This is a genomic window from Spirosoma sp. KCTC 42546 (assembly GCF_006965485.1).
Lineage (GTDB): Bacteria > Bacteroidota > Bacteroidia > Cytophagales > Spirosomataceae > Spirosoma.
Window position 1 is genome coordinate 3,884,507 of the sequence record NZ_CP041360.1, and the last position, 25,170, is coordinate 3,909,676.

Below are 25,170 nucleotides of genomic sequence, written 5' to 3' on the forward strand. Positions count from 1 at the left end.
GTAATATGAGACAGCTAAAAATTTCAAAACAGATTACCAACCGTGAAAGTCAGTCGTTAGACAAGTACTTACAGGAGATTGGTAAAGTGGACCTGCTTACGCCCGATGAGGAAGTAACTCTGGCCCAAAAGATCCGGGAAGGTGATCAACTATCGCTGGAACGGTTAACGAAGGCAAACCTGCGCTTTGTGGTCTCGGTTGCCAAACAATATCAGAATCAGGGTTTATCTCTGGGTGACTTGATCAATGAAGGTAACCTTGGTTTGATTAAAGCCGCCCAACGGTTCGATGAAACGCGTGGATTTAAGTTCATTTCCTACGCTGTTTGGTGGATTCGTCAGTCTATTCTACAGGCTTTGGCCGAGCAGTCCCGGATTGTACGCTTGCCCCTAAACAGGGTTGGTTCGCTGAATAAGATTTCTAAAACGTTCTCTGATCTGGAACAAAAGTTCGAGCGCGAACCATCGCCCGAAGAACTGGCGGCTGTATTGGAGATTTCGGCGGCAGAGGTTGTCGATACCCTCAAGATTTCGGGTCGCCATGTATCAATGGATGCACCGTTTGTACAGGGTGAAGAAAACAGCCTGCTCGATGTACTCGAAAACGACGGCGAGGATAAGCCTGATTCGGGCCTTATAAACGATTCGCTTCGTAAAGAAGTACAACGTGCTCTCTCAACGCTAACACAGCGTGAGGCCGATGTAATCACACTCTACTTCGGTCTGAATGGTGAGCATGCCATGACGCTTGAAGAAATTGGTGAAAAATTCAACCTGACCCGCGAACGGGTTCGGCAAATAAAAGAAAAGGCCATCCGTCGTCTGCGCCATACCTCACGGTCAAAGGCGTTGAAGACTTACTTAGGCTAAACTTCCTGTTTGCTTAGGCAAAGCGGTTCCTGCGAAAGTGGGAGCCGTTTTGTTTTTTAAAGAGGTTCTGGAAACAGACACGGACATGACTCAATTTGCAATTCTGTCTCCGTAGACTAGCGCTGGATGGTTTTACATAACACTGCTACCGGTCTAAATGACTTCTATTCCCGTTCTGTACACCCCGTTTTACTAATCTGATCTCCTTTAACATCAGCTAGTTTTGCCGTTTAATAAATTGGACGATAATCTATATACGTTTTTCGCTTTGTAGCCCCTATCTTGAACACGATACGTATAGGCTGAAAGGCCAACGTTAGTAGAGTGGAAGCTATCTAACTAGTTTTCACTCACGGTGTGGAATAATCCGGAAAGTCCGGCTACCCTGTGGCCGGTTTTTTTATAGCTAGCCAGAACGCTGTGATTGCTAATGGCGGTTCGTTGGCTATTCAGGTTCATTCCACAAAGGCCCAGAAAATAGGTAGGTAATAAGTTTACCTTTGGCATGATTAATCTAATCCATTATGACATCTAATTATAATCCTTTATCTGAATCACAACCCTTTGGACCATGGCTGGAACAAGTCATCAGTGAACTCTCTGAGTTTGGCCACCTTGAGGAGCTAACGATCAAAGAACGCAACTGGCTCTTTACTACCTGGGATAAGTACGACCTATCACCTGCCGAAGCAGCTCAATCGTTTATTAACGAAATGCCTGATTGATGGAGGCCTGGTAGATCAAGACCACGAGTCAGCGACTCAGCTGAATGTCAACTAGGTATCATTATAGTCCATTTTTATACGAACAAAAAGCACCTGCTGGTGAACTAAACAGGCGGGGTACCGGTTAATTCAAACACACGTCATGATAAGATGGCTATAAACGCTTTTTGTTGTGATGTGGTCAATATGGGGGCGACTGGAATTGACAGCTTGCTGAGGTCGCGTGTAAGCATGCCGGGAGTTGACGGTATTTCCCGCCCAAACAAATCGTCAAAACAATAACTGGCGAATATAACTACGCCATGGCTGCCTAATCCGGAGGATTAAGCAATAGCCATTGTCTCCCCGGCCTACGTGCTGCTGGCTGGATCAGGAGGCATCGACTCGCAGCGCTGGCTCGGTTTATGGTGTTAACGGCCGAGTGAGACACAAGCACCTACGGATGAAGCTTGGTCTGGTATACACCGGGCCGATTCCCGACAATCCTAAGTGTACCTAAGCATGTAGAAAGCGCGTTGGTTTCCTTGACTGGACGAGGGTTCAAATCCCTCCGTCTCCACTTTAAATCGAAAAGCCCAAAATTCACTTGATTTTGGGCTTTTCGTTGTATATATCTTTCCTTATACACAAAAAAGACAGCCATATATAGCTGTCTTTTTTGTGTATAAGGATAAAATTTTAATTCTTTAAAATCCAGGATTCTGCACCGGATAGCTCATTGATGGCCGCCATCTTGGCAACCGCTTCATCCCGAACGGCAGAGCCAGCCGCAGCCACTTTATATAATTCTTTCTCGTTGGGAGCAGGCATAATAACAAACGCATCGTCATAGCCCGCTTTACGTAATTGACGTCGTAATTTCAACGCATTATGCTTGCTGAGGAAAACACCGGCAATCACAGTGAAGTGGGGCCCAGTTCGAACAGGCTTGATAGCAGGCGCTACGACTTTTGCCACTGCTTCTGCTTTTACAACGGGTAGCGCTTCTGGTTTCGCTTTTACGTCAACCGAAGCAGGTGCCGGTGTCTCAGCAGGTGCTGGAGTCGGCGTCACGGCTACCGGCTCCGTTGAAAGGGTCGTCGGCTTAACGTCTGGAATGATAGCAGGCGTAGTTTTCTCTACGACAGCCAGCTTTGCTGTTTCTTTTACGTCCGTAGTTCGCTCGAAGAAAGAGGCCGTAACACGAAACAGGCTGGCTGGATCAAGACTGCTTTGAAAAGGTTGCCCTGGCTGGATAACCGAGAAATAGCTAATGGCACCTAACGAACCAACCAGTAGCGCAATGGCTGCTACCCGCCAGTACGGGCGAGCTGGGCGATAAGGCGTTAGCATTACTTCATCTTCCCGAACCAGCACTGGGCCAAGCGCGGTAGTTGGTACCGCTTCGAAAGCAGGTTCAAGTTGGGGTTGACGATTGATCGCCTGAACCGACAGGGCACTCATCCCGTAGGCTTCGCCAAAAAAGTTATGCCGTAAGCTTGGGGAAAACTGCAGGCGACTTTCTTCATTATAGGTGAAAGTACCAATGCCTTCCAATTCAAACTTCCCCGTTGACTCCACCTGCTGCCGTAATTCAGCGACAAACATACTAACATGCCGTTGCGCACCTTCGCGGGTAACGGGTTCATGCAGCATGATGTAGTTGGCCAGAATGCCATCATCGAAACGAAGAGCTTCATTGAACGCAACCCGTTTGCGGGGGGGCAAATACAGACCAGAAGTTTCCGTAAAACTTGCCGATTGATAATGGGTCAGGAAAGCTCCTAACTCAGGTACGACTACGCAGTCGTACTGAAACAGCAACTTTTTAAGGTAGTCGTTGACGGAAGCCATAGTGTGCATCGGTGGAGCGATTAGAACGAATAACTGATTCCTCCGAGAAAGTTAAGTCCTTGTGTTTGATAATACAAATAACGCTGGTAATTCTGGCTAAAGATATTATTCAACGCCACAAAAGCGGACACCTGTTTCCCTAAGAAATAGTCAATTTTTAGGTTCGCATCGTAAATGGGTTTCAGCGTATAGGTGATGCCTGACGTGAAGTTTTTGTTTTGGATGCCCTCATAAAAATACAAATCGGCAGTGACGAATAATTTTTTATTCAGGATGTATGAGTTCGTCCAGGTTGCCGTTGTGCGAGGGCGTCCCCAGGCGGCTTCGAGCCGGTCGAGACCGTAGTTGAAGAAGTTAGCCTTCAGCGTTGATCGGAACTTGTCTTTCTGGGCATAGCTGAGTTGACCCGATACCGTCAGCACATTTGTAATGCCACCATCGTACAGAACAAAGAATTTTGTAGTATCAGGAATGGTGTTGTTAAAAGTCGAAAAGTTTCGGTACCGGGCATAAGACACTTTGCCTTCGTACGAAAAACCGCCACCCAAATCTCCTTTTGTACCTCCGTAAATATCGATTGACTTAACAGTGTTAGCCAATAGGACTTGTGGAGCAAGCCACTTATTCTCACCGAGTAACGAGCGGAGCGTATTGCGATTAATATCGCCGTCGACACCCGCAAAAATGTGAATGTTGCCAATTGGAGCCACGTCAACATCAATCACCGGAAACGCACGTGTTTCATTGATACCCTGCCGTTGATCGGTTTGGTTCACGGCATTGATACCCGCCGTTATCGTGAAGAGTGAAGATGCGTATTTAAACGTCGGCTTTACCCGAAACAGGTTGCGGTTATCAATGATGGAACCATCCGTTCGTTGGGTTACGTAGGCATCGGCGGCTACGAGTGCGTAAACGTTGTCGGTAATGCCAAGCGACGCATTGAGGTTTGTGCCCCAGTCAGTTTCAGACGCATTGAATCGGTCACTCAGTGAGGTAATTCCCGTACGAAGCGAGTAATCAATCGCGTTGTCCGAATTCGTATTTTCAATGCCAAGTTTAAAATTGATTGTATTGAGCCGCTGTTTGATCAGGTCAGGATTGAAGGTAGATTGGGCGGCATATTCGCGACTATAGCCGTAAAAATTATAGGCGTTACGATCAAAGCCGAGATCGGCTTGTAGTTTGAACGCATCGGTCAAGTATTTCCCCGTTACCCGAACCCGTGTATCGCTTTGCGCTGAATTCTTACCATCGACCGGGCCAAGTCCTGAAGACAAATGTCGAACTGATCCTTCTAACGCAAGATTCGATAGCGCATTGATACCCACGAAGCCTTCGCCCAGAAATGAACTGTAATTCCCTGCCCCCAGCTTCACATAGTTGCTGTAGGCAGGGGTATCATCGGCCTTCCCCAGGGCGGGGTCCAGTACACCGGGCGTGATTTTAGGGTCGCCAATGGTTAGTTTCCGATCTTCGAATTCGTATGTCAGCTTCCGTTGTTCAGCCGACGGTTTTACCGATGGAATCTTATTAAAGATCCGGTTAGCGGGTGGCAGCTCAATTTTACGGCTTTTCTCGACAGTAATTTCCTGATTATCGACTTCGCCTTCTTTCACCGGCCGCGTAGGCTTAGGCTGCTGCGCATAAAGCGTTGCCGACAGGGAAAGGAGGGTAAGGGTGAGACGGTAGTGCATAATGGATAATGTAGAATGACTAATGGATAATGTAAAATGATAGGGTATGCGCAAGGCATTATCCATTAGTCATTTTACATTATCCATTGGTTAGTTTTTAGACTCCAGCGTGGCTAGTTTTTGTTTGGCTTCGGCAACGATGGCTTCGTCGGATGAGTTTTCGATGATGGAATTCAGAACGGCTTTGGCCTGGGCGGGTTCGTCGAGGGCGACATTATTGTCGGATACCAGAATGAACGCCTTGCCTTTCCAGTATTCAAAATCGCTGAACTGCTCATTGAACTTTAGCAGCAGTGCCACCGACTCTTTGTACTTTTTCTGTTTGTACAGAATCTCGCCGAGGTGATATTGAGCTTCAGCACCGTTTACGTCTTTGGCGAGCGCGATGGTTTTCTCGAAATCAGCCTGCGCGGTTTTGAAGTCGCCTTTCCCCAGGGCCACTTTCCCGAGCATTAATTGCGCCCGGTTCTGCGCGCCAGGCACCACATTACCCGTGGCAACTAGTTCGCGGGCCATTGCTGCGGCTGAATCAGGTTTTGGATAGGCAAAATAGGTATCCATCAAGCCCAACTGAGCCGCTACCTGTTCCGCTTTGCCATTGGCTTTGCTAATGATGATCTGGTAATTCCGAATGGCACGTGGGTAGTTTTTCTGTTTAGCTTCCAGCTCGGCCGCCCGTGTAGCCGCCCGAACCAGATAATCCGATTTATTATCGGCAACAACTAAGTTATAGTACCGAAGCGCACTGGCAGGGTCGTTGGTCTGGCGATACGATTCGGCCAGATAATAGCGAGCTTCGTTGGTGCTGGGGCTGTTTGGATACTCCTGCATGAACGATAGCAACGACTGAATAGCCTGTGGGTATTTTTCGTTGGCGTAGATATTCTTGGCGTTCTCGAACTGAACCCGCTCCACATCTGTACTACCGGGATTGCTTTTCTTATACTGACCCAATACCTGCGAAAACTCTTCGGGTCGACCGGCGTCGTTCAGTGTGTTCTGAATACCAAGTAGTGCACTTTGCGCCTGTTCCGAATCGCCGTAATTATCTAAAATGCGTTTGTAATCGGCTACGGCGGGGTCATATTGCTGGACGTTGCCGTAAGCAATAGCCCGCTTCAACAGAGCCGCTGGAACGAGTGTGCTATTGGGCTTATCCTGAATTAGCTTTGTATAACCCTGGATAGCCGCCTGATAGGAACCTTTCTCAAAATCGACGTTCGCTTTCTGAAGGAGTGATTCATCGACAAAGCGGGAGTTCGGAAACTGACGTTGCACCTGATCGAACTGGGCTTTGGCTTCAGCGTCGCGGCCTACGTAGCTCAAAATGACAGCTTTCTGGTAGGCCGCGTAATCTTTATCGGCCGCATTCTGTGCAATGGCCTGATCGTAGTAACGCATTGCGTTTTCATACTGCTTGGCCGAAAAATAGGTATCGGCTAACCGGATCGTTGCATCCTGAAACTGCGCTCTGTCGTCGGAGCCCGCACCACGACTCACAAAATCGCGGAAGTAGGGGAGCGCACGGGCGTAGTCCTTTTTATTGTAATACGCATAGCCGAGGGCATATAAGCTTTTGCTGGCATAATCGCCGGAGCCTGATTTGGAAATGCTGGCGTAGAGCGGAATCGCCGTATCATATTGCTTTCCTGCCGAATACGATTCGGCTTTCCAGAACTGGGCGGCCTGTTCCAGGCTTTTATCGACCGGGAATTTTAATGACTTGTCCAGATTCGCCACCGCTTGCGGATAACGTTCAGCATTGAAATCGTTTACGCCCTGATTATAGGTCAGACGTTGGTAAGTCGCGTTGATTTTGGACGTCCGTCGTTTCAGTCCTTCAATGTAGGAAATAGCCGCAGGGTAATTATTGGATGCATAATACGCTTCACCGACCAGTTCATTCGCTTCATTTTCAAACTTACTGTCGGGATATTGCTTCAAAAAAGCAGTCAACTCTTTCACGGCATCAGCCCCGTTATTCTGATCCAGTTGCAGTTTCGCATGGGTGAACCGAGCTTCTTCCTGAATCGTACGATTGAACGACAGCCGTCCCGCCTGATCGAATGCCGTCAGGGCGTAAGTTGGGTTCTGAGTCTGTAAGTAGCTTACTCCCAATGTATAAGCAGCGTATTGGGCCGTTGTGTCTTTCCCGCCCGCTAAGGGTTTAAGCTGAGTAATGGCATCGTTATAGGCCCCGGTACGGAACAGCGACTGGCCATACCGGAACTTTACGGCACTGGGCGCTTTGGCACCTGCCGCATTGATATATTGCTTGTAATACGGAATGGCTCTGGCAAACTGATTTTGCTGGTAAAAGACTTCGGCTGTAAACAGAGCTACTTCGTTCAGGCTACCACCACTGTTTCGCTTAAGTAGAGGCTCCGTATATGCCAATAAATCATCGAATCGGCCCTGCTTGTAGAGCGCCTGCGCAATCCAGTTCGGAACCTGATTTTGGTAGGTTGGGTTGGTTTCAATCCGGCGGAAATCGGCAACGGCTTCGTTGTAATTCCGGTTTCGGAAATTAATCACTCCGGCATAATAAGACGCAGCTGGTGCATCGGCCGAGCCAGGGTCGAGTTTGACTTCATTCAGAAGCGGCAGGGCATGCTGTAAATCCTGCGTACTATAATAGGAGAGGGCAAGCTGATATTTATAGGTGATCTGCTGGGCACTGCTACCACCTTGCGCTACAGCCTTTTCCAGAAAGCTAATAGCTTTGGTATAATCCTGACGGTTGTAATAATACGTTCCTAAATCGCCATATAACTGCCCGGCTTTAGGGTGCTGGCTGTGGTTTTTGACGAAGCGATCCACCAGCAGCTCTGCTCCTGGCTCATCGATGTAAAGGCTCGTCAGCGCAATGTAATACTCGGCTTCAACCGCATTTTGGTCACCGGTATTGAGTAAAGTCTGAGAGCCGTCGCCCCGGCGGGGTTCGAGATATTGTCGGAATTCGTAGCGGGATGCGGCATAATTGGCTTTCTCGAAAAGCTCAAGCCCATTTCGGTAGTGATAATCGGGTTCGGCATTACTCTGGGTACGTTGAGCTAATGCTGGTAGTGTAGTAAATAACCCAACAGTCAGAGCGAACAGCAACCGATACGAAATTCTGCGGTTCGACTGGTGTTGATCTGATTGGGTGGTTGAATAGGGCATAAATAAATGTATGGTTGGTTTGAGGTTTACGGTTTACGGTATTCAGCTAAATGGCGTGAGCATGTTGGCTCGCCTGTAACCGAAAACCTTAAACCGAGAACCGAAAACTGTAAACTTTGAACCTGGAACTACCATATAAGCCGATTGCGTCGTAGTTTCGCCTGGGAATTGACAAATATCAGGTCAATTCTGGACAAAAAACGAAGGTATTCCTGTTTCCGTATGAAAAAAAACGCCCGGCTTCTGTATTTACTTACTGTCTGGACATTTTTTATTCCATTTTCATCAACTGCTACCGGCTTACTGGCCGATGACGAAAATCCCCCAGCAACTCCGCCCAGTGTAACGTATGTGCTCTCGATGCCCGAACCACAGACGCACTATTTCGAGGTTGAAATGCAGCTGAAGAACATAGCAGCCGCAACAAATGCCAAGAAAAACGGCTACGTCGACATTAAAATGCCCGTCTGGACACCCGGTTCGTATCTGATTCGGGAATATGCTAAAAACGTGGATAGCTTCAATGCTTACGTTGGGGACAAGAAAGTGCCGAGCGAGAAAATTCGTAAAAATGCCTGGCGGGTATCTACAAATGAGGATAACCTGACCATCCGCTATAAAGTATATGCCAATGAACTCACAGTGCGGACGAGTTTCGTGGATATAGAACATGGCTATGTGACACCCGCTGGCGTGTTTATGTACCACGACGCGCTTAAAAACATTCCCTTGCGCGTGGTTGTGCAACCGTACAAAACCTGGAAAAACGTGGCAACGGCGCTGGAGCCAGTAGCCGGGCAAGTCGGACGCGACGCCAGCTTTACCTACGAAGCGCCTGATTTTGATTTGCTGGTCGATTCACCTATCGAGATTGGAAACCATAAAACGTTCAGCTTTACCGCTTCGGATATACCGCATACGGTATCGATGTTTGGCGATGTTGAGTATAACGAAAAGCGGTTAGCTGAGGATTACAAACGGGTTTGTGAAGCCGCGGCTACCGTAGTGGGTGAACATCCGTGTAAGCACTACACCTTTATTGTGCATCATATTCCACCGGGCGGGGGCGGACTGGAACACCTTAACTCCACTACACTCGAAACGACGCGTAACGCCTATGCTACGGAAGCCAACTACAAACGGTTTCTGTCATTGGTAGCGCATGAATATTTCCATCTCTGGAATGTAAAACGTATTCGGCCAGTTGCGTTGGGGCCGTTCGATTATGAGAATGAGAACTACACGCACATGCTCTGGTTATCTGAAGGCTGTACGTCCTTCTATCAGGAATATATTCTGCGCCGGGCCGGATTCCACACGCCCGAGGCCTACCTGACTCTGGTTGCCAGCGGAATTACGGAGATTGAAAATCAGCCGGGTACGCGTATACAGTCGGCGGCCGAATCGAGTTGGGACGCCTGGATTAAAGGGTATCGACCAAACGAAAATTCGGCCAACACCCAGATTTCGTATTACAGCAAGGGGAGTGTATTAGGAACCCTGTTGAATCTGGCAATTCTGTCAGGAAGCAACGGCCAACGCAATATGGATGATCTGATGCGACTCCTGTACAACGAGTACTATAAAAAGCAGAAGCGCGGTTTTACAGATAGCGAATTTCGGCAAGCGGCTGAACAGGTTGCGGGGCGTAAACTCGACGACTTTTTTAACATCGGCGTCAACACGGCAGAACCCATTAATTACGACGCGTATTTTGCACCTGTTGGCATGCAATTAGTGAATCTGGCGAGCAGAACGCAGGATGGTTTTCTGGGTGCGGCCACAACGATTGCCAATGGTAAATCAACGATTTCGAGTGTTCGACGCGGGTCAGCGGCTTACAATGATGGACTGAACGTGGGCGACGAAATTATTTCGGTCGATAAAGTTCGGGTGGGCGATGATCTGCTTCGGGTTATCAGCGGTCGGCGGGTTGGTGAGACGTTGAAAGTGTTAGTGAACCGGGCCGGTTTCGTCCGCGAAATACCGGTTACGCTTACCACAAACCCCTTGGTGAGTTACCGCCTGGAGCCCTTGCCGAATCAAACGGCAGAGCAGAAGGCATTGTATAGCAAGTGGTTGTATATCAAGTGAGTAAAAGGATTTAACCACAGAGGCACAGAGAACGCAGAGATAAAAATGCTAGAGTGTTAGCTGTTTATTTCTCTGTGTTCTCTGTGTTCTCTGTGCCTCTGTGGTTAAAAATTGGTTGATTTTTTGGTTTTACCCGTCAAAGCTTTCGGTACATAATATAGGCGTTTGTCAGGCCGTTTTGCTGATGATTAAAGGCTTCCGGGATTTCTCCGATGATCGTAAACCCTAATTTTTCCCAGAGCCGCACCGCTTGTTCATTGCTCTTGATCACGATATTGAACTGCATGGCTTTATAGCCGAGTCGTTTCGCTTCCTCTATCGAAAACGCGCCCATCGCTTTCCCAACGCCTTGCCCTGACGCACTGGGTGCGGTCATATACGAGCCATTGGCGATGTGTGAACCAAGATCAGGTTGATTGTCTTTCAGCACGAATGTTCCGACGATGATGCCGTTTCGTTCAGCTACATAAGTATGTTTATCGGGGCCACACCAGTAAGCCAGCATTTTTTCTTTCGATGAGTTTGGGTCGAACACGTAGGTGTCACCACTGGCAATTACGGGTTTGATAATTTCCCAGATTGGCTCCTGATCAGCCGGGGTTGCCTTTCTTATGTCAATCATACAGTTAGCTCGTGAAAAAGAAAGATAGCATGCTAGTTAAACAAAAATTTTAACCACAGAGGCACAGAGAACACAGAGTAATAAAAAGGTTGGCTTTTGCCTTTTAAGACTCTGTGTTCTCTGTGCCTCTGTGGTTAAAAAAACACAGTTACCAAAGTTTGTTATTCGCCAGGGTGGTAGGTTTTTTCGGCAGTGGCCATGACATCTTTCTTGTAAAAAAGAATGTCTTTGTAAACGCCCTTCCGATACCCATCCACCTGATCGGTAAAGTGGGATGAGTTAGGGTCAGAGCTGGAGCCGCCGGTAAGAATCGATTTGCCTTTTACAGTTTTACCAAATTCAACGACAGCCGCAAAGGTGTTTCCTGTGATTCCGTAACGCTTCTGGGTTTGAGGGCCTTTTTTGCTGACGTATGCGTTGAGTGAACCCATAAAACCCGGTGTGCCATTTACCGCCCAGCTTGGTTTAGCATCACTAAATGACGTTCCTTTATCCACTCGCTGGTAGCGATTGATCGTGCCCCAGGCGATTTCCCAGGTGCCAAAGTCTTTCTTTAAATCGCTGATAACCTTCGTAAAGGCATCGAGCATCTCTTTGGCCGACAGTACATCTGTCGAAATCGTAGCCCCGTTCGTGATGGAATAGCGTTCCTCCGTTGAAACGGGCTTTTTCAGCCGTGCTACATTTAATTCAATGATTTTTTCCAGCCAGGAGACGGCAAGTATCGTTGCTACAGAGCTACTATCTGCCCGAAAATTCCAGGCTTGCAACGTTTGAATAGGTGCAGCCAGAGCCGCATAAGCTGTATCGGCTTTTAGAGTTTCGTAGGCGGCAATTAACTTCGGAATATGGCGCTCACCATTGGGCAAATAAGGATCATGGGCAGCGGTGATCACATCGTCGATACTGGCGTTGGTGAGGTTAGTCAACACCCGGATGGCACTGACCGCTCTGGGCGTCTGTCCATCGGGAAGCATATACACCGGTTTTTTGCTCATCAGCGAGTCGAATACACCCGTGCCGTATAAAGGAGTCGAGTTGCAGTTTTGCACCCAGCCGTTGGCCGGATTGATGTACTGCGGAATAGCTGCCAGCTCATGCGTGCCCTGCCAGTCGTTCGTCAGGATGCTGCCGTCTACAGGTCGTTTCCAATCGAAGGAAGGATTCTTTTTGGGTACAAAATTTCCGTGCCAGTACGCGATGTTACCATCCCGGTCGGCATAGACCACATTACTGCCCGTCATGGCCCGCTTATTGATCGACGCCTGGAATTCCTTGAAATTTCGGGCTTTCATCTTTTCCCAATGCATGGCCAGCAAATCAATGTTCGCATCCAGGTTTTTAAGCGTAACCCATTTTTTGTCGAATGAGGCTACGACCGGTCCATGATGCGTGCGGTAGGTAACAAATTTTCGGGATGACAGCCCCCCTCCCTGTTTGTACTGTAGCGTGATAGCTGTACTGTCAACCGGGCGCATGGTGCCATCAAAGCGGTAGAAATACTGCCCGTTCTTCTGTTCAACCTGCTCTGTAAACAGATCTTTTGCATCGGAAAGTGAAACCGGATGCATCCAGCCCAGAAATTCGTTAAAACCCTGAAAGATGTTGAATTGACCCAGAAACGGAGCGCCGTAGGCATTCAACCCCTGTTTGCTCACGACCTGAATTTCGATGCGACCGTAGAACTCCGCGTGCGGGTTGATCAGCAACATGGCGTTCTTACTCTGTGTTCGTGACGGTGCCAACGCCCAGCCGTTCGACCCACTGGATTCCTGATATTCCTGAGTAATAAGTGGGCTAAACGACAGTGCCTTACCCAAGCCATCTGCGTAAAAAGCCCGGAAATCGGCCTCGCTAATATTACTGCCTTCCAGCGAGGGAATATTGTTCATTAAAGCAACCCAGGGCTGCACGCGGGTGATCAACTTAGGTTTCTTACCGGGGTGCGAAATCATGTAAAAATTAATACCATCGGCATAGCCATCGCAGAGTTTCCTGAGCCAGTTGGGCGATTGCTGATATAGGGCAACGGCTTTGCTGGAGTCGATGAACATGCGCGACCATAAGTCTTTATACAAAGCAGACTCCCCATCGACCTCCGCCTGTCGACCCAGCCGACTGATAATGGACGATTCTACATTATCAAAAAACTCTTCGCACTGGACGTACATCATGCCGAACACGGCCTCGGCGTCGGTTTTTGCATAGACGTGCGGAACGCCCCATTTATCTTTGATAATGGTGATCCGTTTTGCCTGTTTATTCAAACCGCCGATTTCTTCGGGAGAGAAGGGCTGGGCCTGAACATGGATTGCTAAAAAGAGGAGAATAAGTACTGCTACAGGTTTCATAAACCGTTTGTGATTGAGTCCTAAGGCGTCATTAGCCTAACAGGAACTGTATGAGGTATTTAAGATAAAATCAAATTATAATTTTGAATATAGCTCTATTGGTAGAATATTATAGTTGTATTTGTTTGGATAGATCGGTTTTGTTTAAAACTTGCAGATTATTATTGGTTCGCTCCATTTTTCACCCGGATAATCTCACCCGCAATGCTAATGGCGATTTCTTCCGGTGTCTGGCTGTTGATGGGGAGGCCGACGGGTGCATGAATACGATTTAGCTTTTCTTCATCCAGTCCCTCCGCTCTGTATTCGCTAAACAGCTTATCAATCTTGGTCTTACTGCCCAACACGCCCAGGTAAGTAAGTTCCTTATCCAGCAACGCCCGTATGGCCAGATCATCAGTCCGGTAACCAAAAGTCATCACGACGACGTAATGGTGATCGCCGGAAGGTAGTTGATTGGATAGTTCGCCATAACTGCTGACCACGATTTTCTCATGAACTGAGTCGTTCAACTCCACAGTATGCAAATCCGGGCGGTCATCGAACAGGCGGATATAGAAATCCATCTGGCCCATAATGCGCGATAACGCCAGCGCACAATGCCCGCCACCGATGATGAAAAGCTGATTTTTATAACCCAGTCGCTCCTGATACAACCAATTTTCTTCTGATTCCATCGTGAACCGATAATTGATTTCGGGCAGATGATCAGCGAAGAAATGAATTCCTGAGGGCGATAATTCGAGTAGCCCGTTTCGGTTCTGTTCTAGACAGCTTATAATAGCCTGAACCGCTAGTAGATCAGTCGGTTGGACACGATACAGAAGGATGGTTTGATCGCCGGAGCAGATCATCCCGCTTTGATTACGGGCCGCACTTTTGTCGTGGTATTGGGTTCGAATGGAAAGCTCAGGGCCGTGTTGGAACGCCGGACCGTGATTCAGCTTTTCTTTGGCCATTTCCACAAACTTATGCTCCATGATGCCCCCACCGATGGAGCCTTCCATCTCACCAGTTGCATTGACAGCCATTAGAAAGCCCTGCCTGCCAGGGCTGCTTCCGTGACTTTCGAGCACATACAGCAGCATGACGGGTAAGTTTTGTTGGCCACTTTTATGGATTAACTGCCAGGTCGTTAGCTGTTTGGGTCTTGGCATGGGGCGGGGAGCAAGGAGCAGGATGGGGATTGTATAAAGCCAGCAGGACTTTTTCGGGCGTCATGGGTGCATCAAACGGAATAGTAGCGGATGGATTGAACGCTAAGACCGCATTCCGTAAGGCAAAATAAGCACCGATGCCGTATAGTAAGGGCGGTTCACCAACGGCTTTCGATCGAAAAATGGCCAGATTCTCGGATTCGGTCTGAAGTGGTTCAATCGAAATTTCTTTCGGAACGGAGTAAATAGCGGGCACTTTGTAGGTCGATAAGGCATTTGAGCGTAGTCGACCCGCTTTATCGAACACGACCTCCTCCATCGTCATCCAGCCGATGCCCTGTACAATACCACCTTCAATCTGGCCCCGGTCAATGAGCGGATTCATGCTGGTTCCGAAGTCATGCACCACTTTAACGGCGTCGATTTCGTAGGTTCCCCGCAGACAATCCACCGTCACTTCAACGATGGCAGTCCCGTAAACGTGGTACGCAAACGGATGGCCTTTTTCCAGCGTTTTGTCATAATGAATGTCCGGCGTGGCATAATGGGCGTGTTCAGACAGACTTACCCGTTGTGCGTATGCAGCAATCAGAAGTCGAGGCCAATCCCAGTCCGTTTGTTGCCCGTTGACATAAACCCATTCGTCTTTCAGACTGATCGTGTTTATGTCAACTTGCAACTCATCAGCCGCAACGGCCTTCAGTCGATCCATGATGGCGATGCAGGCAATCTCTACCGCTTTGCCGTTCAGATCGGCGGTGGCGCTGGCGGCAGAGGGGGACGTATTGGCTATGCGGTAGGTGCTGGTCGATTGAATTTTGACCCGTTTGGGATCAATGGAAAACACATGAGCGGCCACCTGGAGCATTTTGGTATTTACGCCCTGGCCCATCTCCACAGCACCGGTACTAACGCCCACACTACCGTCGGTATAGGCGTGAACTAGGGCCCGTGCCTGGTTCATTCGGGTGTTCGTGAACGAAATTCCGAAGCAAATGGGCATTAACGAAATGCCCTTCTTATTCAGTAGGTTAACAGTGTTAAACGAGGCTGCTTTAGCGCGAATATCGGCTATCGTATAGAGTTCATCTGCTTTATTCCAGCAGGCATGTGCTTCGCTCTGCGCTTTCTGCCCGAACGGAAATTCATCGCCTGTTTTTTGCAGATTTTTCGCCTGAATAACGGCGGCATCGATGCCCAGTTCTTCGGCGGCTTTGGCAATCGCGGCTTCAATCACGAACATGCCCTGCGGCCCGCCGAAACCCCGGAAGGCCGTGTTGGGGGGTAAGTGCGTTCGGCAACTGTAAGCTGTTGCGGTTACGTTCGGAACGAAATAAGTGTTTGTGCAGTGGAACAACGTCCGTTCCAATACGGCGGGTGATAAGTCGGCAGCGGCACCTGCATTCTGGTAAAAAGTGGCTTCGTAAGCGACCATATTCAGGTCTTTATCGAGGCCCAGTTTAAAGTCGGAGGAGTAGGGGTGGCGCTTGCCCGTCATGGCCATATCCTCCATCCGGTGGAGCGCGTATTTGACGGGTTTCCTGAGTACGTGAGCGGCCAGCGCGCACAGGGCGGCCCACATATTAGCCTGATCCTCTTTTCCACCAAAACCACCACCCAGTCGCGTCACATCGACGTCAATCTGGTGCATGGGCAAGCCCGACGACTTGGACACTGCTCGCTGCACCGCCGTTGGGCCTTGTGTAGAGGAGTAAAGCTTTATGCCGTCATTCTCCTGAGGTACGGCGTAGGCCCCCTGCGTTTCAATGTACAAATGCTCCTGCCCATTGGTGTCGGCGGTGCCTTCAACGACATAAGCACACTGCGCCCAGGCGGTTTTTGTATCACCCAAGCGGAACGTTCGCGGTGGAACAATTAACTGGCCGTTTGCCTGCGCTTCCCGTGGGTCGGTGATGATGGGCAACGGTTCGATATCTATCGTAATTCGTTTGACAGCAGCTCGGGCGGCATCCTCGGTTTCGGCAACGACAAAGGCAACTGGCATCCCGCAATAATCAACATGATGCTCAGCCAGCAGGGGTTCATCAGGAATGATGCCGCCAATCTGATTTTCGCCGGTTACGTCTTTGTAGGTAAAGATGCGAACCACACCCGGCATGGCTTCGGCCTTTGACAGATTCAGATTTTTAATAAGTCCATGCGCTACCGGCGAACCGAATGCCGCTCCGAACAGCGTGCCCCGAATGACCGGAATATCGTCCAGATAAACCGACTCGCCCCGTACGTGTGTTCTGGAATCTATGTTTTTCATACTAGAGATTTTAACCGCAAAGGGCGCAAAGGTTTCGCAAAGTTCGCAATGAACAATCTGTTTTTCCTTCGCGAACTTTGCGAAACCTTTGCGCCCTTTGCGGTTAGGTTATGTTTAGCAACAGCTTCACTTCTAATGCCGGAAACAGCTTGATAAAGTGTGCTTTGATCAGTTGGCTGAGCAGCAGTCGTTTATAGGCTTCGGTGCCACGGGCGTCGCTGATGGGCGCGATTTCGGTTTGGGCAATGGTTATGGCTTCCAGAATCAATTCTTCGGTCAGCAGCTTTCCGGTTAGAAACTCCGCTGTTTTTGTCAGTCGTTTGGGGATCGGCGCGATGCCTCCGGCGGATAACCTAACGTTGGTAATGACATCATCTTGTACAGTGATTTGAATCGCCGAATTAACGCTGGCGATGTCGAGATGCGTTCGTTTGCTGACTTTCTCGAAATTGAATCGGGTGCCTTTGTCGGGCAAGTTAAACCGGATTTGTTCCAGATGTTCTTCGGGACGTTTATCGAGTGTTTTGTAGCCTTTGTATAAATCCCGGAGCGCTACCTCCCGCAACAGACTACCATCGCTAAACGTAAGCGTAGCATCTAATGCCAGGAAGAAAATGGTAAAATCGCCTATGGGGGAGGCATTGATGAAATTGCCGCCAATGGTCGCCATATTCCGAATCGGCGTAGACGATACCAGTTTCGTATAGTCTTTGAAATCAGGAAAGTAGGCCTGCATTACCGGCGATTCGATCAGATCGGTCACCGTTGTGGATGGGCCGATCAGGCATTGATTTTCTGCCTGCTTAATGCCTTTTAGTCCAGCAGTATCGAACAGAAACCGGATAGAAGCATCCTTGATTTCGTCGTGTTTCTGAACATAGACGTCTGTTCCACCCCCAACGCGCTGAGCACCTGGGTTATCATTCGCCAATTCACCGTTCAGGCTTGTCGATAACGTTTGTAAACGCTCCTGAATAGTGGCAAAGTAGGCAGGAAGAATAGTCTGGTTCACGGCATAGTTTACCGGAACTTGCTCGTTCCGTTCTTCCAGTAACTGGGCAACGCGGGCAGCGGCCCGTTCGATGGATTTATAGCCCGTGCATCGGCATATATTGCCATCTACAGCAGCAATGGCATTTTGTGGGGTTGGCACTTTTTTGCTTAGGCAGAAGCCAGCCATCGATACAACAAAGCCCGGTGTACAAAATCCGCATTGCGTTGCTGATTCGTCGGCCATGGCCTGTTGTATTGGGTTCAGCTCGGCCATATTGAGCCCTTCGATGGTCACGATATGTTTCCCATGTGCATTTCCCAGCGGCATCAGGCAGGAAGTGGCTGAGCGGTAGCGTAATTCTCCGGTAGACAGATCACCAACTAATATCGTACAAGCTCCACAATCGCCTTCCCGACAGCCAATTTTTGTGCCGGTCAGGTACTGAGTATACCGCACAAAATCAAGCACTGGCGTGCTAGGGGACAGTGCCGTACTGACTTCTTTAGTATTGAGGATGAAAGTAATCAAAAGTAAATGCGAGGCTTAAATAAAGTTAAAATTAACCACAGAGCGGTCCGCCGATGCGGCACAGAGACACAGAGATTACAATGGATTTTAAACTCTGTGTTCTCTGTGCCGCATCGGCGGACCGCTCTGTGGTTAATAAATTAGTGTCTTAATAGTAAAGGATTTCAATTACTATAACATTTCGGCAGGTTCTTTTCCCATCATCTTCTTTCGTCCTTCTGCTGGTAGTAACAGATTGAGCAGTAAGGCCGCTAATCCACCTGCCGAAACGCCCGATTCCAGGAACGTCTGCACAACGGTGGGAAGCGTTTTTAACCACTCCTCCTGCGATGGAACCCCAATGCCAACGCCTAAAGAAATCGCAGCAATCAGCGCATCCCGTTGCGATAACCCGCCAGATACCATCAGGCGAAGTCCCGAAACGGCCACTAAGCCAAAAAGCATGATAGCCAGCGCGCCGAGTACACAGGATGGCATTACGGTAATCCAGCGCCCAACTGGTGGAAAGAGGCCCAGACATAGTAGAATAACCGCCATGATCCAGCCGATTCGGCGAGCCGCAACTCCTGTCATTTGAATCACCCCGTTGTTCTGGGCGTAGGTAGCACTCGGAAAGCCACCAATCAACGTCGATCCAATGCAGGTCAGTCCGTCGGCTAGGATACCCCCACGAATTCGAGCCCAATGGTCAGGGCCATCGGTCGGTAAGCCTGACAGTTGAGAGGTGGCTGTAATATCGCCCATCGCTTCCAGCACGCAAACGAGGTATATAAACGCGAATGGAAACAGTAATTCCCATTTAAAGGCCAAGCCATATGGAAACAGCTGCGGAAGGGTGAGCCAGGAACCATTGCTCGGAGCAGGAGATTGAAGCCAACCCATGAGTCCACAAATCGTATAACCCGTAACCACGCCAACGAGTACAGCAGCCATTCGAGCCCAGGCTTTGCCAATCGATTGAGCAATGATCATGACCACAATGACAATCAGGGCAACCAGACCACCACTCCAGGCCGGGGCACCTTCGGCCGGCAATTGGGCAATACTTCGCATACCCGTCGGAATCAATGAAAGGCCGATTAGCAACACCACAATTCCCGAAACTAAGGGTGTGAAGACTCGTTTTAGTTTGGGCAGAAAAGGGGCTAATGCCAGCTGTACCGGCGTTCCTGCCAGCGACATACCGACCATAAGCGGCAAGCCGCCCGTTACACCCGCCTGAATAAGCGGTGCCAAAAAAGCGAAGCTGGTACCCGTGATGCTCAGTAAGCCAGAGCCAATGAAACCGAGCCGCATCGTTTGCAAAAACGTACCCAGTGCCGACGCTACCAACGCCATGCTTACTAAATAAGCGGTATCCTGTGGGTCAAAGTGAAGGATACCCGACAATATCAGCGCTGGTGTGATGGTGCCGACCACCATAGCCCCAACCTGTTGTAAACTCACTAAAAGCGCCGGAACCAAAGGAACCTTGTCTTCCAGACCGTAAACGAGACGGGTAGATTGCGCGTTAACGGGTTCGCTCATAGTCTAGTTGAAAAGGATAATGGATAATGAAAAATGTATAATGTATAATGGTAAATTCTTGAGCTACTTAACCGCTTCCCAATTATTCATTGTTCATTTTCCATTAAATGCTTAGTGATCGTTCAAGGGCAGGCCGCGCCGTTGGAACTCTTTCCAGTTCAGGTACTCGTCGCCCTTGCGTTGCTCCACCATCGTGATACAGCTATCGACCGGACATACTAATTTACATAAATTACAGCCAACACACTCATCTTCTTTAATGGAATAGGTGTTGTATGGATTGCCAAACGTCAAATTAATGGATTGGTGGGAGGTGTCTTCGCAGGCGATGTAACATAGGCCACAATGGATACACTTGTCCTGATCGATGTTGGCAACGATGTGGTAATTGATGTCCAGGTCTTCCCAATGCGTGATTGTTGGCACCGATTTGCCGATGAAATCGTCGAGGGTGTTGAAGCCTTTTTCGTCCATCCAGTTGTTCATGCCATCAATCATATCCTCAACGATTCGGAATCCGTGTTTCATGACGGCCGTACAGACCTGCACATTCGAGGCTCCCAGCAGCATAAACTCAACCGCATCTTTCCAGGTGCTCACCCCGCCAATGCCCGAAATGGGCACGTGTGCTGTCATGGGGTCCTGTGCAATGGTCGTCAGCATTTTTAGGGCGATTGGCTTAACGGCAGGACCACAGTAACCGCCATAAACTGACTTGCCTGCTACATATGGATTGGGCACAAACGTATCCAGATCAACACCCGTGATCGACTGAATGGTATTGATCAGCGACAGTGCGTTGGTGCCTCCTTCGACCGATGCCCGGCCCGTTGGCACCACCGAATGGACATTGGGCGTCAGTTTGGTAATGACTGGTAGTGTGGCTTTCTCCATCACCCATTCAACCACCATTTTAGCAATTTCGGGGTCTTGACCTACAGCCGCACCCATACCGCGTTCGGTCATGCCGTGCGGACAGCCGAAGTTGAGTTCGAGGCCATGTGCGCCCGTATCTTCGACCTGAGCGATCAACTCGTGCCACTTTTCGCGGGAGTTGTCTGCCATGAGTGATACGATCATCGCCCGATCGGGGAACAGACGCACGCACTCAGCGATTTCACGGAGGTTGATGTCGAGCGGACGGTCGGAAATGAGTTCTATATTGTTGAAACCCATCATCTTCGTTCCGCCATAATCAATGGACGAATAGCGGGAGGAAACGTTTTTGACCTGACTGCCCAGTGTTTTCCAGACTACACCACCCCAACCCGCTTCGAAAGCCCGGAGCACGTTATATTGTTTATCCGTCGGTGGGGCACTCGCCAGCCAGAACGGATTTGGCGATTTGATGCCGAGGAAGTTTGCGCGTAAATCCGCCATGAATTAGTAGAAATTGATAATGCATAATGTAACATGAACAATGAAGTGTTAGTAGCCTTCATTATTCATGTTACATTATGCATTAAACATTAAAAAATTTACTATCGCCCTTGCCCCATCCTTGCCCGCCTGCACGGCATCGACCACTTCTTTGCCGCCGTTTACGCAGTCGCCACCGGCAAAGACGCCGGGAATGTTGGTGGCACAGTTGCTGTCAATCGCTACTTTGCCGTTCCAGTGGTTGAGCTGATTACTGTTGACCAAATCCTCATACGGAACCTGCCCCGCGGCTTTGATCACCATATCGACATCCAGCGTAATTGTTTCGCCCGTTTCCACCGGCGACCGACGGCCGCTCGTATCGGGAACGCCGAGCTCCATTACATTGCAAATCAGTTGGGTAACCTGTCCATTTTCGCCTATGATTTCTTTGGGCGATGCCAGCCAGATGATGGTACAGCCATCCAGTTTAGCCAGATTTAGCTCGACTTCGGTGCTGGGCATTTCGGCCTGTGTGCGTCGATAAACGATGGTTACTTCTTTAGCTCCCAGTCGTTTGGCTTGCGTAGCTGCATCGATGGCCGTCATGCCAAGGCCAATAACGGCTACTTTGTCGCCAACGGGGATAGACGGATAGCCCTTCTCGCGGATGTCGTAAATGAAGCGGATCGCATCTTCAACCCCTACGAGGTCTTCGCCGGGAATATCCAACTGTCTGGCAACGCCCACCCCGATACCGATGTAGACTGCATCGTAATTGGCCTGTAATTCTGCCAGTGTGACGGTTTTGCCAAGTTCCTGTTGATACTTAATATCGATACCGCCTAATGACGTGATAAAATTGACCTCATCCTCACAGAATTCAGGCGTCACTTTATAGGCCGCAATGCCGTAGGTCATCAGCCCACCGCCTTTCGCTTCCTTCTCGTAGATCGTCACGTCGACCCCCTCCCGACTCAGGACATGGGCGCAACTCAATCCTGCTGGACCAGCGCCTACGACCGCTACTTTACGACCCGTAGATGGCTTGCGCTGGAAGAGCGGCCATTTGTTCTCAATGGCTTTCTCCGTCGAATAGCGTTGCAGTTTGGCAATCGGAATGGGTGGTTCTTCCAGAAAGTTATAGACGCAGGAGCCTTCGCACAATTTCTCGACCGGGCACACTTTCGAGCAGCCGCCCCCCATGATGTTGGCGTCGAGAATAGTAAATGCTGAACCCTTTACATTATCAGTCGTAATCTGCTTAATGAACTTCGGAATGTTGATGCTCGTCGGGCAGCTTTTTATGCACGGGGCATCATAGCAAAACAAACAGCGATTCGCTTCCACCAGAGCCGCTTCACGGGAATCGAAGGGCGGGTGAATATCGCTGAAGTTTTGCTCGTATTGTTCCGATGTTAAGCGGTTGTTGAGGATGGGCATTTTAATGGATAATGTACAATGAATAATGTAAAATGAGTACCATCGAAAAATAATGAATTCCTGCACTGGCATTATCCATTATTCATTTTACATTATCCATTAAGTTATAACTCTACCAATTTGCCATACGTCTCCGGCCGTCGGTCGCGGAAGAACTGCCAGGTGCTGCGGACTTCGTCGATCATATCGAGGTCGAATTCAGAGATTAGCAGTTCATCTTTGTCTTCCGAAGCCAGAGCGAAAATCTGCCCGCGTGGGTCGACAAAATACGACGAGCCGTAGAACCGACCGAGATTCCAGGGTTTTTCTTCACCAACGCGGTTGATGCACCCCATAAAATAGCCATTGGCAGCCGCATGGGCAGGTTGCTCCAGTTTCCAGAGGTATTGCGACAATCCAGCGACTGTTGCCGACGGATTGTACACGATTTCGGCCCCATTCAGACCGAGGCACCGTGCTCCATCCGGGAAATGCCGGTCGTAACAGATATAGACGCCGACTTTGGCATACATCGTCTGGAAAACCGGATAGCCCAGGTTACCGGGCTTGAAGAAAAACTTCTCCCAAAACCCATTCGTATGGGGAATATGATTCTTGCGGTATTTGCCCAGATAGGTGCCGTCGGCGTCAATGACAGCTGCTGTATTATACAGTACGCCCGCCTGTTCTTTTTCGTAGACGGGCACGATCATTACCATTTTGTATTTCTTCGCGTACTCGGCCATCCGGTCGGTGGTTGGGCCGGGAACGGACTCTGCCGACGCATACCAGGCGCTGTTCTGGCCCGGACAGAAATAGGGGGTACTAAATATCTCCTGTAAGCACAGAATCTGCACCCCTTTCTCACCAGCTTCTTCAATGAGCGGGATGTGCTTTTGGATCATTGCCTCTTTAATTTCCTCCATCGTGCCTTCCCCTTCGGTCATCGGCAGACTCATTTGTATCAATCCAGACTTGATAATTCGTGGCATGTTGGTTTTGTGTTAGTTGTTTGCTAGAGTTTGAGGTTTGGAGTTTGATGTCTGAAGTTGGCTGGCGCATGAACAATGACGCGTCAGCCAACTTCAGACATCAAACTCCAAACCTCAAACCTTTTTTAAATCTTCCCGCTCACTTTACTTCTCTTAATAAACTTCCCGTATCCTTTATCAACCAGGCATTTATCGCCATCGATAGCTACCTGACCACGTAACAGGACGGTCTTTACTTTTCCGGTTAATTCCCAGCCTTCGTAACCCGAATAATCGACGTTCATGTGGTGGGTTTTGGCCGAAAGGGTATGTGTTTCGTTGGGGTCAAAAATGACAATGTCCGCATCGCTACCCACAGCAATCGTTCCTTTTCGCGGGAACATACCGAAGATTTTAGCCGGGTTCGTACAGGCCACTTCGACATACTTATTCAGCGTGATCTTACCTTTGTGAACGCCCTCGCTGTACAGTAATTCCATCCGATTTTCGATGGCCGGATGCCCGTTGGGAATTTTTGAGAAATCATCTTTCCCCATCAGTTTCTGCTCCCACATGAACGGGCAATGATCCGTTGCGACCACCTGTACCAATCCCTGGTTGATACCGGCCCAGAGGGATTGCTGATCTTTTTTCTCCCGTAACGGCGGGCTCATCACCCACTTAGCACCTTCGAAATTTTGCTCATAAAGTGATGCATCAAGAACCAGGTACTGGATACAGGTTTCAACGAAAACTTTCTGATTACGTCGGGTCGCATTCCGAACCGCGTTTAAGGCTCCTTCACAGGTCATATGGACGATATAGCCGGGGCAACCTGTGTAATCGGCCATGTCGGAAAAACGGCCGCTGGCTTCGGATTCGGTTACTTCGGGTTGCGAGAGGTAATGGTAGAGTGGGGCCAGTTTACCTTCCGACCGATGTTTGGCCGTGAGATAATCGATCACATCGCCGTTGGTCGCGTGAACGGTGACCATACCGCCCTGCTTTTTCACCTCCTGCATCAGGCCAATCATCTGCCTGTCATCGATCATCAACGCGCCTTTGTAGGCCATAAAGGTTTTGAAGGACGTGATCCCTTCTTCCTCAACCATTACTTTAATTTCAGCCTTCGTATCTTCATTAAAATCCGTCACGGCCATATGGAAGCTATAGTCGCCAACAGTGGTACCCTGAGCGCGGGAGTTCCAATCGGCAAGGGCTTCTTTCAGCGAATGCCCCTGTTTTTGCAGCACGAAATCAATAACGGTCGTTGTGCCACCATACAAAGCTGCACGCGTTCCGGTTTCGTGGGTATCGCTCGAAAAGGTGCCCATGAATGGCATGGCTAAATGCACGTGTGGGTCGATACCGCCCGGAAATACCAGCTTACCGGTGGCGTCGATAGTCGTATCGGCCTGAACGGGTAAGTTCTTGCCGATAGCGCTAATCGTTTCACCTTCAATGAAGATATCAGCAACGTAATCGTCGGCCGCTGTTATAATTTGACCGTTTTTAATCAGTATAGACATATTCCTTGTGTTCTTTACGAAAAATTCTGTGCTCTCTGCGGTAAATTTTTTAAACCGC

Annotated in this window: 16 protein-coding genes and 1 other RNA gene; 4 read left to right on the plus strand and 13 right to left on the minus strand. The window is 49.2% G+C overall.

Annotation, left to right across the window (positions count from 1 at the left end):
- Positions 1–5 precede the first annotated feature (5 nt).
- From EXU85_RS15785 to ssrA, 3 genes are all read left to right on the plus strand, one after another.
- The gene (locus tag EXU85_RS15785; protein ID WP_009282104.1) at positions 6–869 is read left to right on the plus strand and encodes an RNA polymerase sigma factor RpoD/SigA; all 864 of its coding nucleotides are present in this window, start codon (positions 6–8) and stop codon (positions 867–869) included.
- Between the two features lie 524 nt (positions 870–1,393).
- Positions 1,394–1,594, plus strand: a complete 201-nt coding sequence (locus EXU85_RS15790) for a hypothetical protein (RefSeq protein ID WP_142773011.1) — start codon at positions 1,394–1,396, stop codon at positions 1,592–1,594.
- Positions 1,595–1,782: 188 nt separating this feature from the next.
- Positions 1,783–2,156: a transfer-messenger RNA gene (gene ssrA, locus EXU85_RS15795) on the plus strand.
- 116 nt (positions 2,157–2,272) lie between these two features.
- On the opposite strand, the gene EXU85_RS15800 is transcribed toward ssrA, so the two are convergent.
- From EXU85_RS15800 to EXU85_RS15810, 3 genes are all read right to left on the minus strand, one after another.
- Positions 2,273–3,427, minus strand: coding sequence for an SPOR domain-containing protein (locus EXU85_RS15800; RefSeq protein WP_142773012.1), 1,155 nt, complete (start codon positions 3,425–3,427; stop codon positions 2,273–2,275).
- A 20-nt stretch (positions 3,428–3,447) separates the two neighbouring features.
- A complete protein-coding gene (locus EXU85_RS15805) occupies positions 3,448–5,124 on the minus strand; it encodes a TonB-dependent receptor (protein ID WP_142773013.1) in 1,677 nt (558 codons plus the stop codon).
- A gap of 90 nt (positions 5,125–5,214) precedes the next feature.
- Positions 5,215–8,286, minus strand: coding sequence for a tetratricopeptide repeat protein (locus EXU85_RS15810; protein WP_142773014.1), 3,072 nt, complete (start codon positions 8,284–8,286; stop codon positions 5,215–5,217).
- Between the two features lie 222 nt (positions 8,287–8,508).
- On the opposite strand from EXU85_RS15810, the gene EXU85_RS15815 reads away from it, so the two are divergent.
- Positions 8,509–10,380, plus strand: coding sequence for a M61 family metallopeptidase (locus EXU85_RS15815; RefSeq protein WP_142773015.1), 1,872 nt, complete (start codon positions 8,509–8,511; stop codon positions 10,378–10,380).
- Positions 10,381–10,516: 136 nt separating this feature from the next.
- Here EXU85_RS15815 and EXU85_RS15820 read toward each other — a convergent pair whose 3' ends face one another.
- From EXU85_RS15820 to hydA, 10 genes are all read right to left on the minus strand, one after another.
- Complete coding sequence (locus tag EXU85_RS15820) at positions 10,517–11,002, minus strand: GNAT family N-acetyltransferase (protein WP_142773016.1); 486 nt, start codon at positions 11,000–11,002, stop codon at positions 10,517–10,519.
- A gap of 161 nt (positions 11,003–11,163) precedes the next feature.
- Positions 11,164–13,353, minus strand: coding sequence for a penicillin acylase family protein (locus EXU85_RS15825; protein WP_142773017.1), 2,190 nt, complete (start codon positions 13,351–13,353; stop codon positions 11,164–11,166).
- A 161-nt stretch (positions 13,354–13,514) separates the two neighbouring features.
- Positions 13,515–14,510, minus strand: a complete 996-nt coding sequence (locus tag EXU85_RS15830) for an XdhC family protein (RefSeq protein WP_246859572.1) — start codon at positions 14,508–14,510, stop codon at positions 13,515–13,517.
- Positions 14,467–16,782, minus strand: a complete 2,316-nt coding sequence (locus EXU85_RS15835; protein WP_142773018.1) for a xanthine dehydrogenase molybdopterin binding subunit — start codon at positions 16,780–16,782, stop codon at positions 14,467–14,469. The genes EXU85_RS15830 and EXU85_RS15835 overlap by 44 nt, the downstream gene beginning before the upstream one ends.
- A 103-nt stretch (positions 16,783–16,885) precedes the next feature.
- Entirely contained in the window at positions 16,886–18,304 is a 1,419-nt protein-coding gene (locus tag EXU85_RS15840) for an FAD binding domain-containing protein (protein ID WP_142773019.1), read from the minus strand.
- Between the two features lie 171 nt (positions 18,305–18,475).
- Positions 18,476–19,831, minus strand: a complete 1,356-nt coding sequence (locus EXU85_RS15845) for a uracil-xanthine permease family protein (protein ID WP_142773020.1) — start codon at positions 19,829–19,831, stop codon at positions 18,476–18,478.
- Between the two features lie 111 nt (positions 19,832–19,942).
- Complete coding sequence (gene preA, locus EXU85_RS15850) at positions 19,943–21,211, minus strand: NAD-dependent dihydropyrimidine dehydrogenase subunit PreA (protein ID WP_142773021.1); 1,269 nt, start codon at positions 21,209–21,211, stop codon at positions 19,943–19,945.
- A gap of 75 nt (positions 21,212–21,286) precedes the next feature.
- Entirely contained in the window at positions 21,287–22,633 is a 1,347-nt protein-coding gene (locus tag EXU85_RS15855; RefSeq protein ID WP_142773022.1) for an NAD(P)-dependent oxidoreductase, read from the minus strand.
- A gap of 104 nt (positions 22,634–22,737) precedes the next feature.
- Entirely contained in the window at positions 22,738–23,604 is an 867-nt protein-coding gene (locus EXU85_RS15860; protein ID WP_246859574.1) for a nitrilase-related carbon-nitrogen hydrolase, read from the minus strand.
- Between the two features lie 125 nt (positions 23,605–23,729).
- Complete coding sequence (hydA, locus tag EXU85_RS15865; RefSeq protein ID WP_142773023.1) at positions 23,730–25,112, minus strand: dihydropyrimidinase; 1,383 nt, start codon at positions 25,110–25,112, stop codon at positions 23,730–23,732.
- Positions 25,113–25,170: the final 58 nt, after the last annotated feature.

Bases quoted from the DNA above. Each gene is read 5' to 3' on its own strand.
- EXU85_RS15785 (WP_009282104.1), top strand. From the start codon at position 6: ATGAGACAGCTAAAAATTTCAAAACAGATTACCAACCGTGAAAGTCAG.
- EXU85_RS15790 (WP_142773011.1), top strand. From the start codon at position 1,394: ATGACATCTAATTATAATCCTTTATCTGAATCACAACCCTTTGGACCA.
- EXU85_RS15855 (WP_142773022.1), bottom strand. From the start codon at position 22,633: ATGCCCATCCTCAACAACCGCTTAACATCGGAACAATACGAGCAAAAC.
- EXU85_RS15825 (WP_142773017.1), bottom strand. From the start codon at position 13,353: ATGAAACCTGTAGCAGTACTTATTCTCCTCTTTTTAGCAATCCATGTT.
- EXU85_RS15835 (WP_142773018.1), bottom strand. From the start codon at position 16,782: ATGAAAAACATAGATTCCAGAACACACGTACGGGGCGAGTCGGTTTAT.
- EXU85_RS15845 (WP_142773020.1), bottom strand. From the start codon at position 19,831: ATGAGCGAACCCGTTAACGCGCAATCTACCCGTCTCGTTTACGGTCTG.
- EXU85_RS15805 (WP_142773013.1), bottom strand. From the start codon at position 5,124: ATGCACTACCGTCTCACCCTTACCCTCCTTTCCCTGTCGGCAACGCTT.
- EXU85_RS15830 (WP_246859572.1), bottom strand. From the start codon at position 14,510: ATGCCAAGACCCAAACAGCTAACGACCTGGCAGTTAATCCATAAAAGT.
- EXU85_RS15860 (WP_246859574.1), bottom strand. From the start codon at position 23,604: ATGCCACGAATTATCAAGTCTGGATTGATACAAATGAGTCTGCCGATG.
- EXU85_RS15800 (WP_142773012.1), bottom strand. From the start codon at position 3,427: ATGGCTTCCGTCAACGACTACCTTAAAAAGTTGCTGTTTCAGTACGAC.
- preA (WP_142773021.1), bottom strand. From the start codon at position 21,211: ATGGCGGATTTACGCGCAAACTTCCTCGGCATCAAATCGCCAAATCCG.
- EXU85_RS15810 (WP_142773014.1), bottom strand. From the start codon at position 8,286: ATGCCCTATTCAACCACCCAATCAGATCAACACCAGTCGAACCGCAGA.
- EXU85_RS15815 (WP_142773015.1), top strand. From the start codon at position 8,509: ATGAAAAAAAACGCCCGGCTTCTGTATTTACTTACTGTCTGGACATTT.
- hydA (WP_142773023.1), bottom strand. From the start codon at position 25,112: ATGTCTATACTGATTAAAAACGGTCAAATTATAACAGCGGCCGACGAT.
- EXU85_RS15820 (WP_142773016.1), bottom strand. From the start codon at position 11,002: ATGATTGACATAAGAAAGGCAACCCCGGCTGATCAGGAGCCAATCTGG.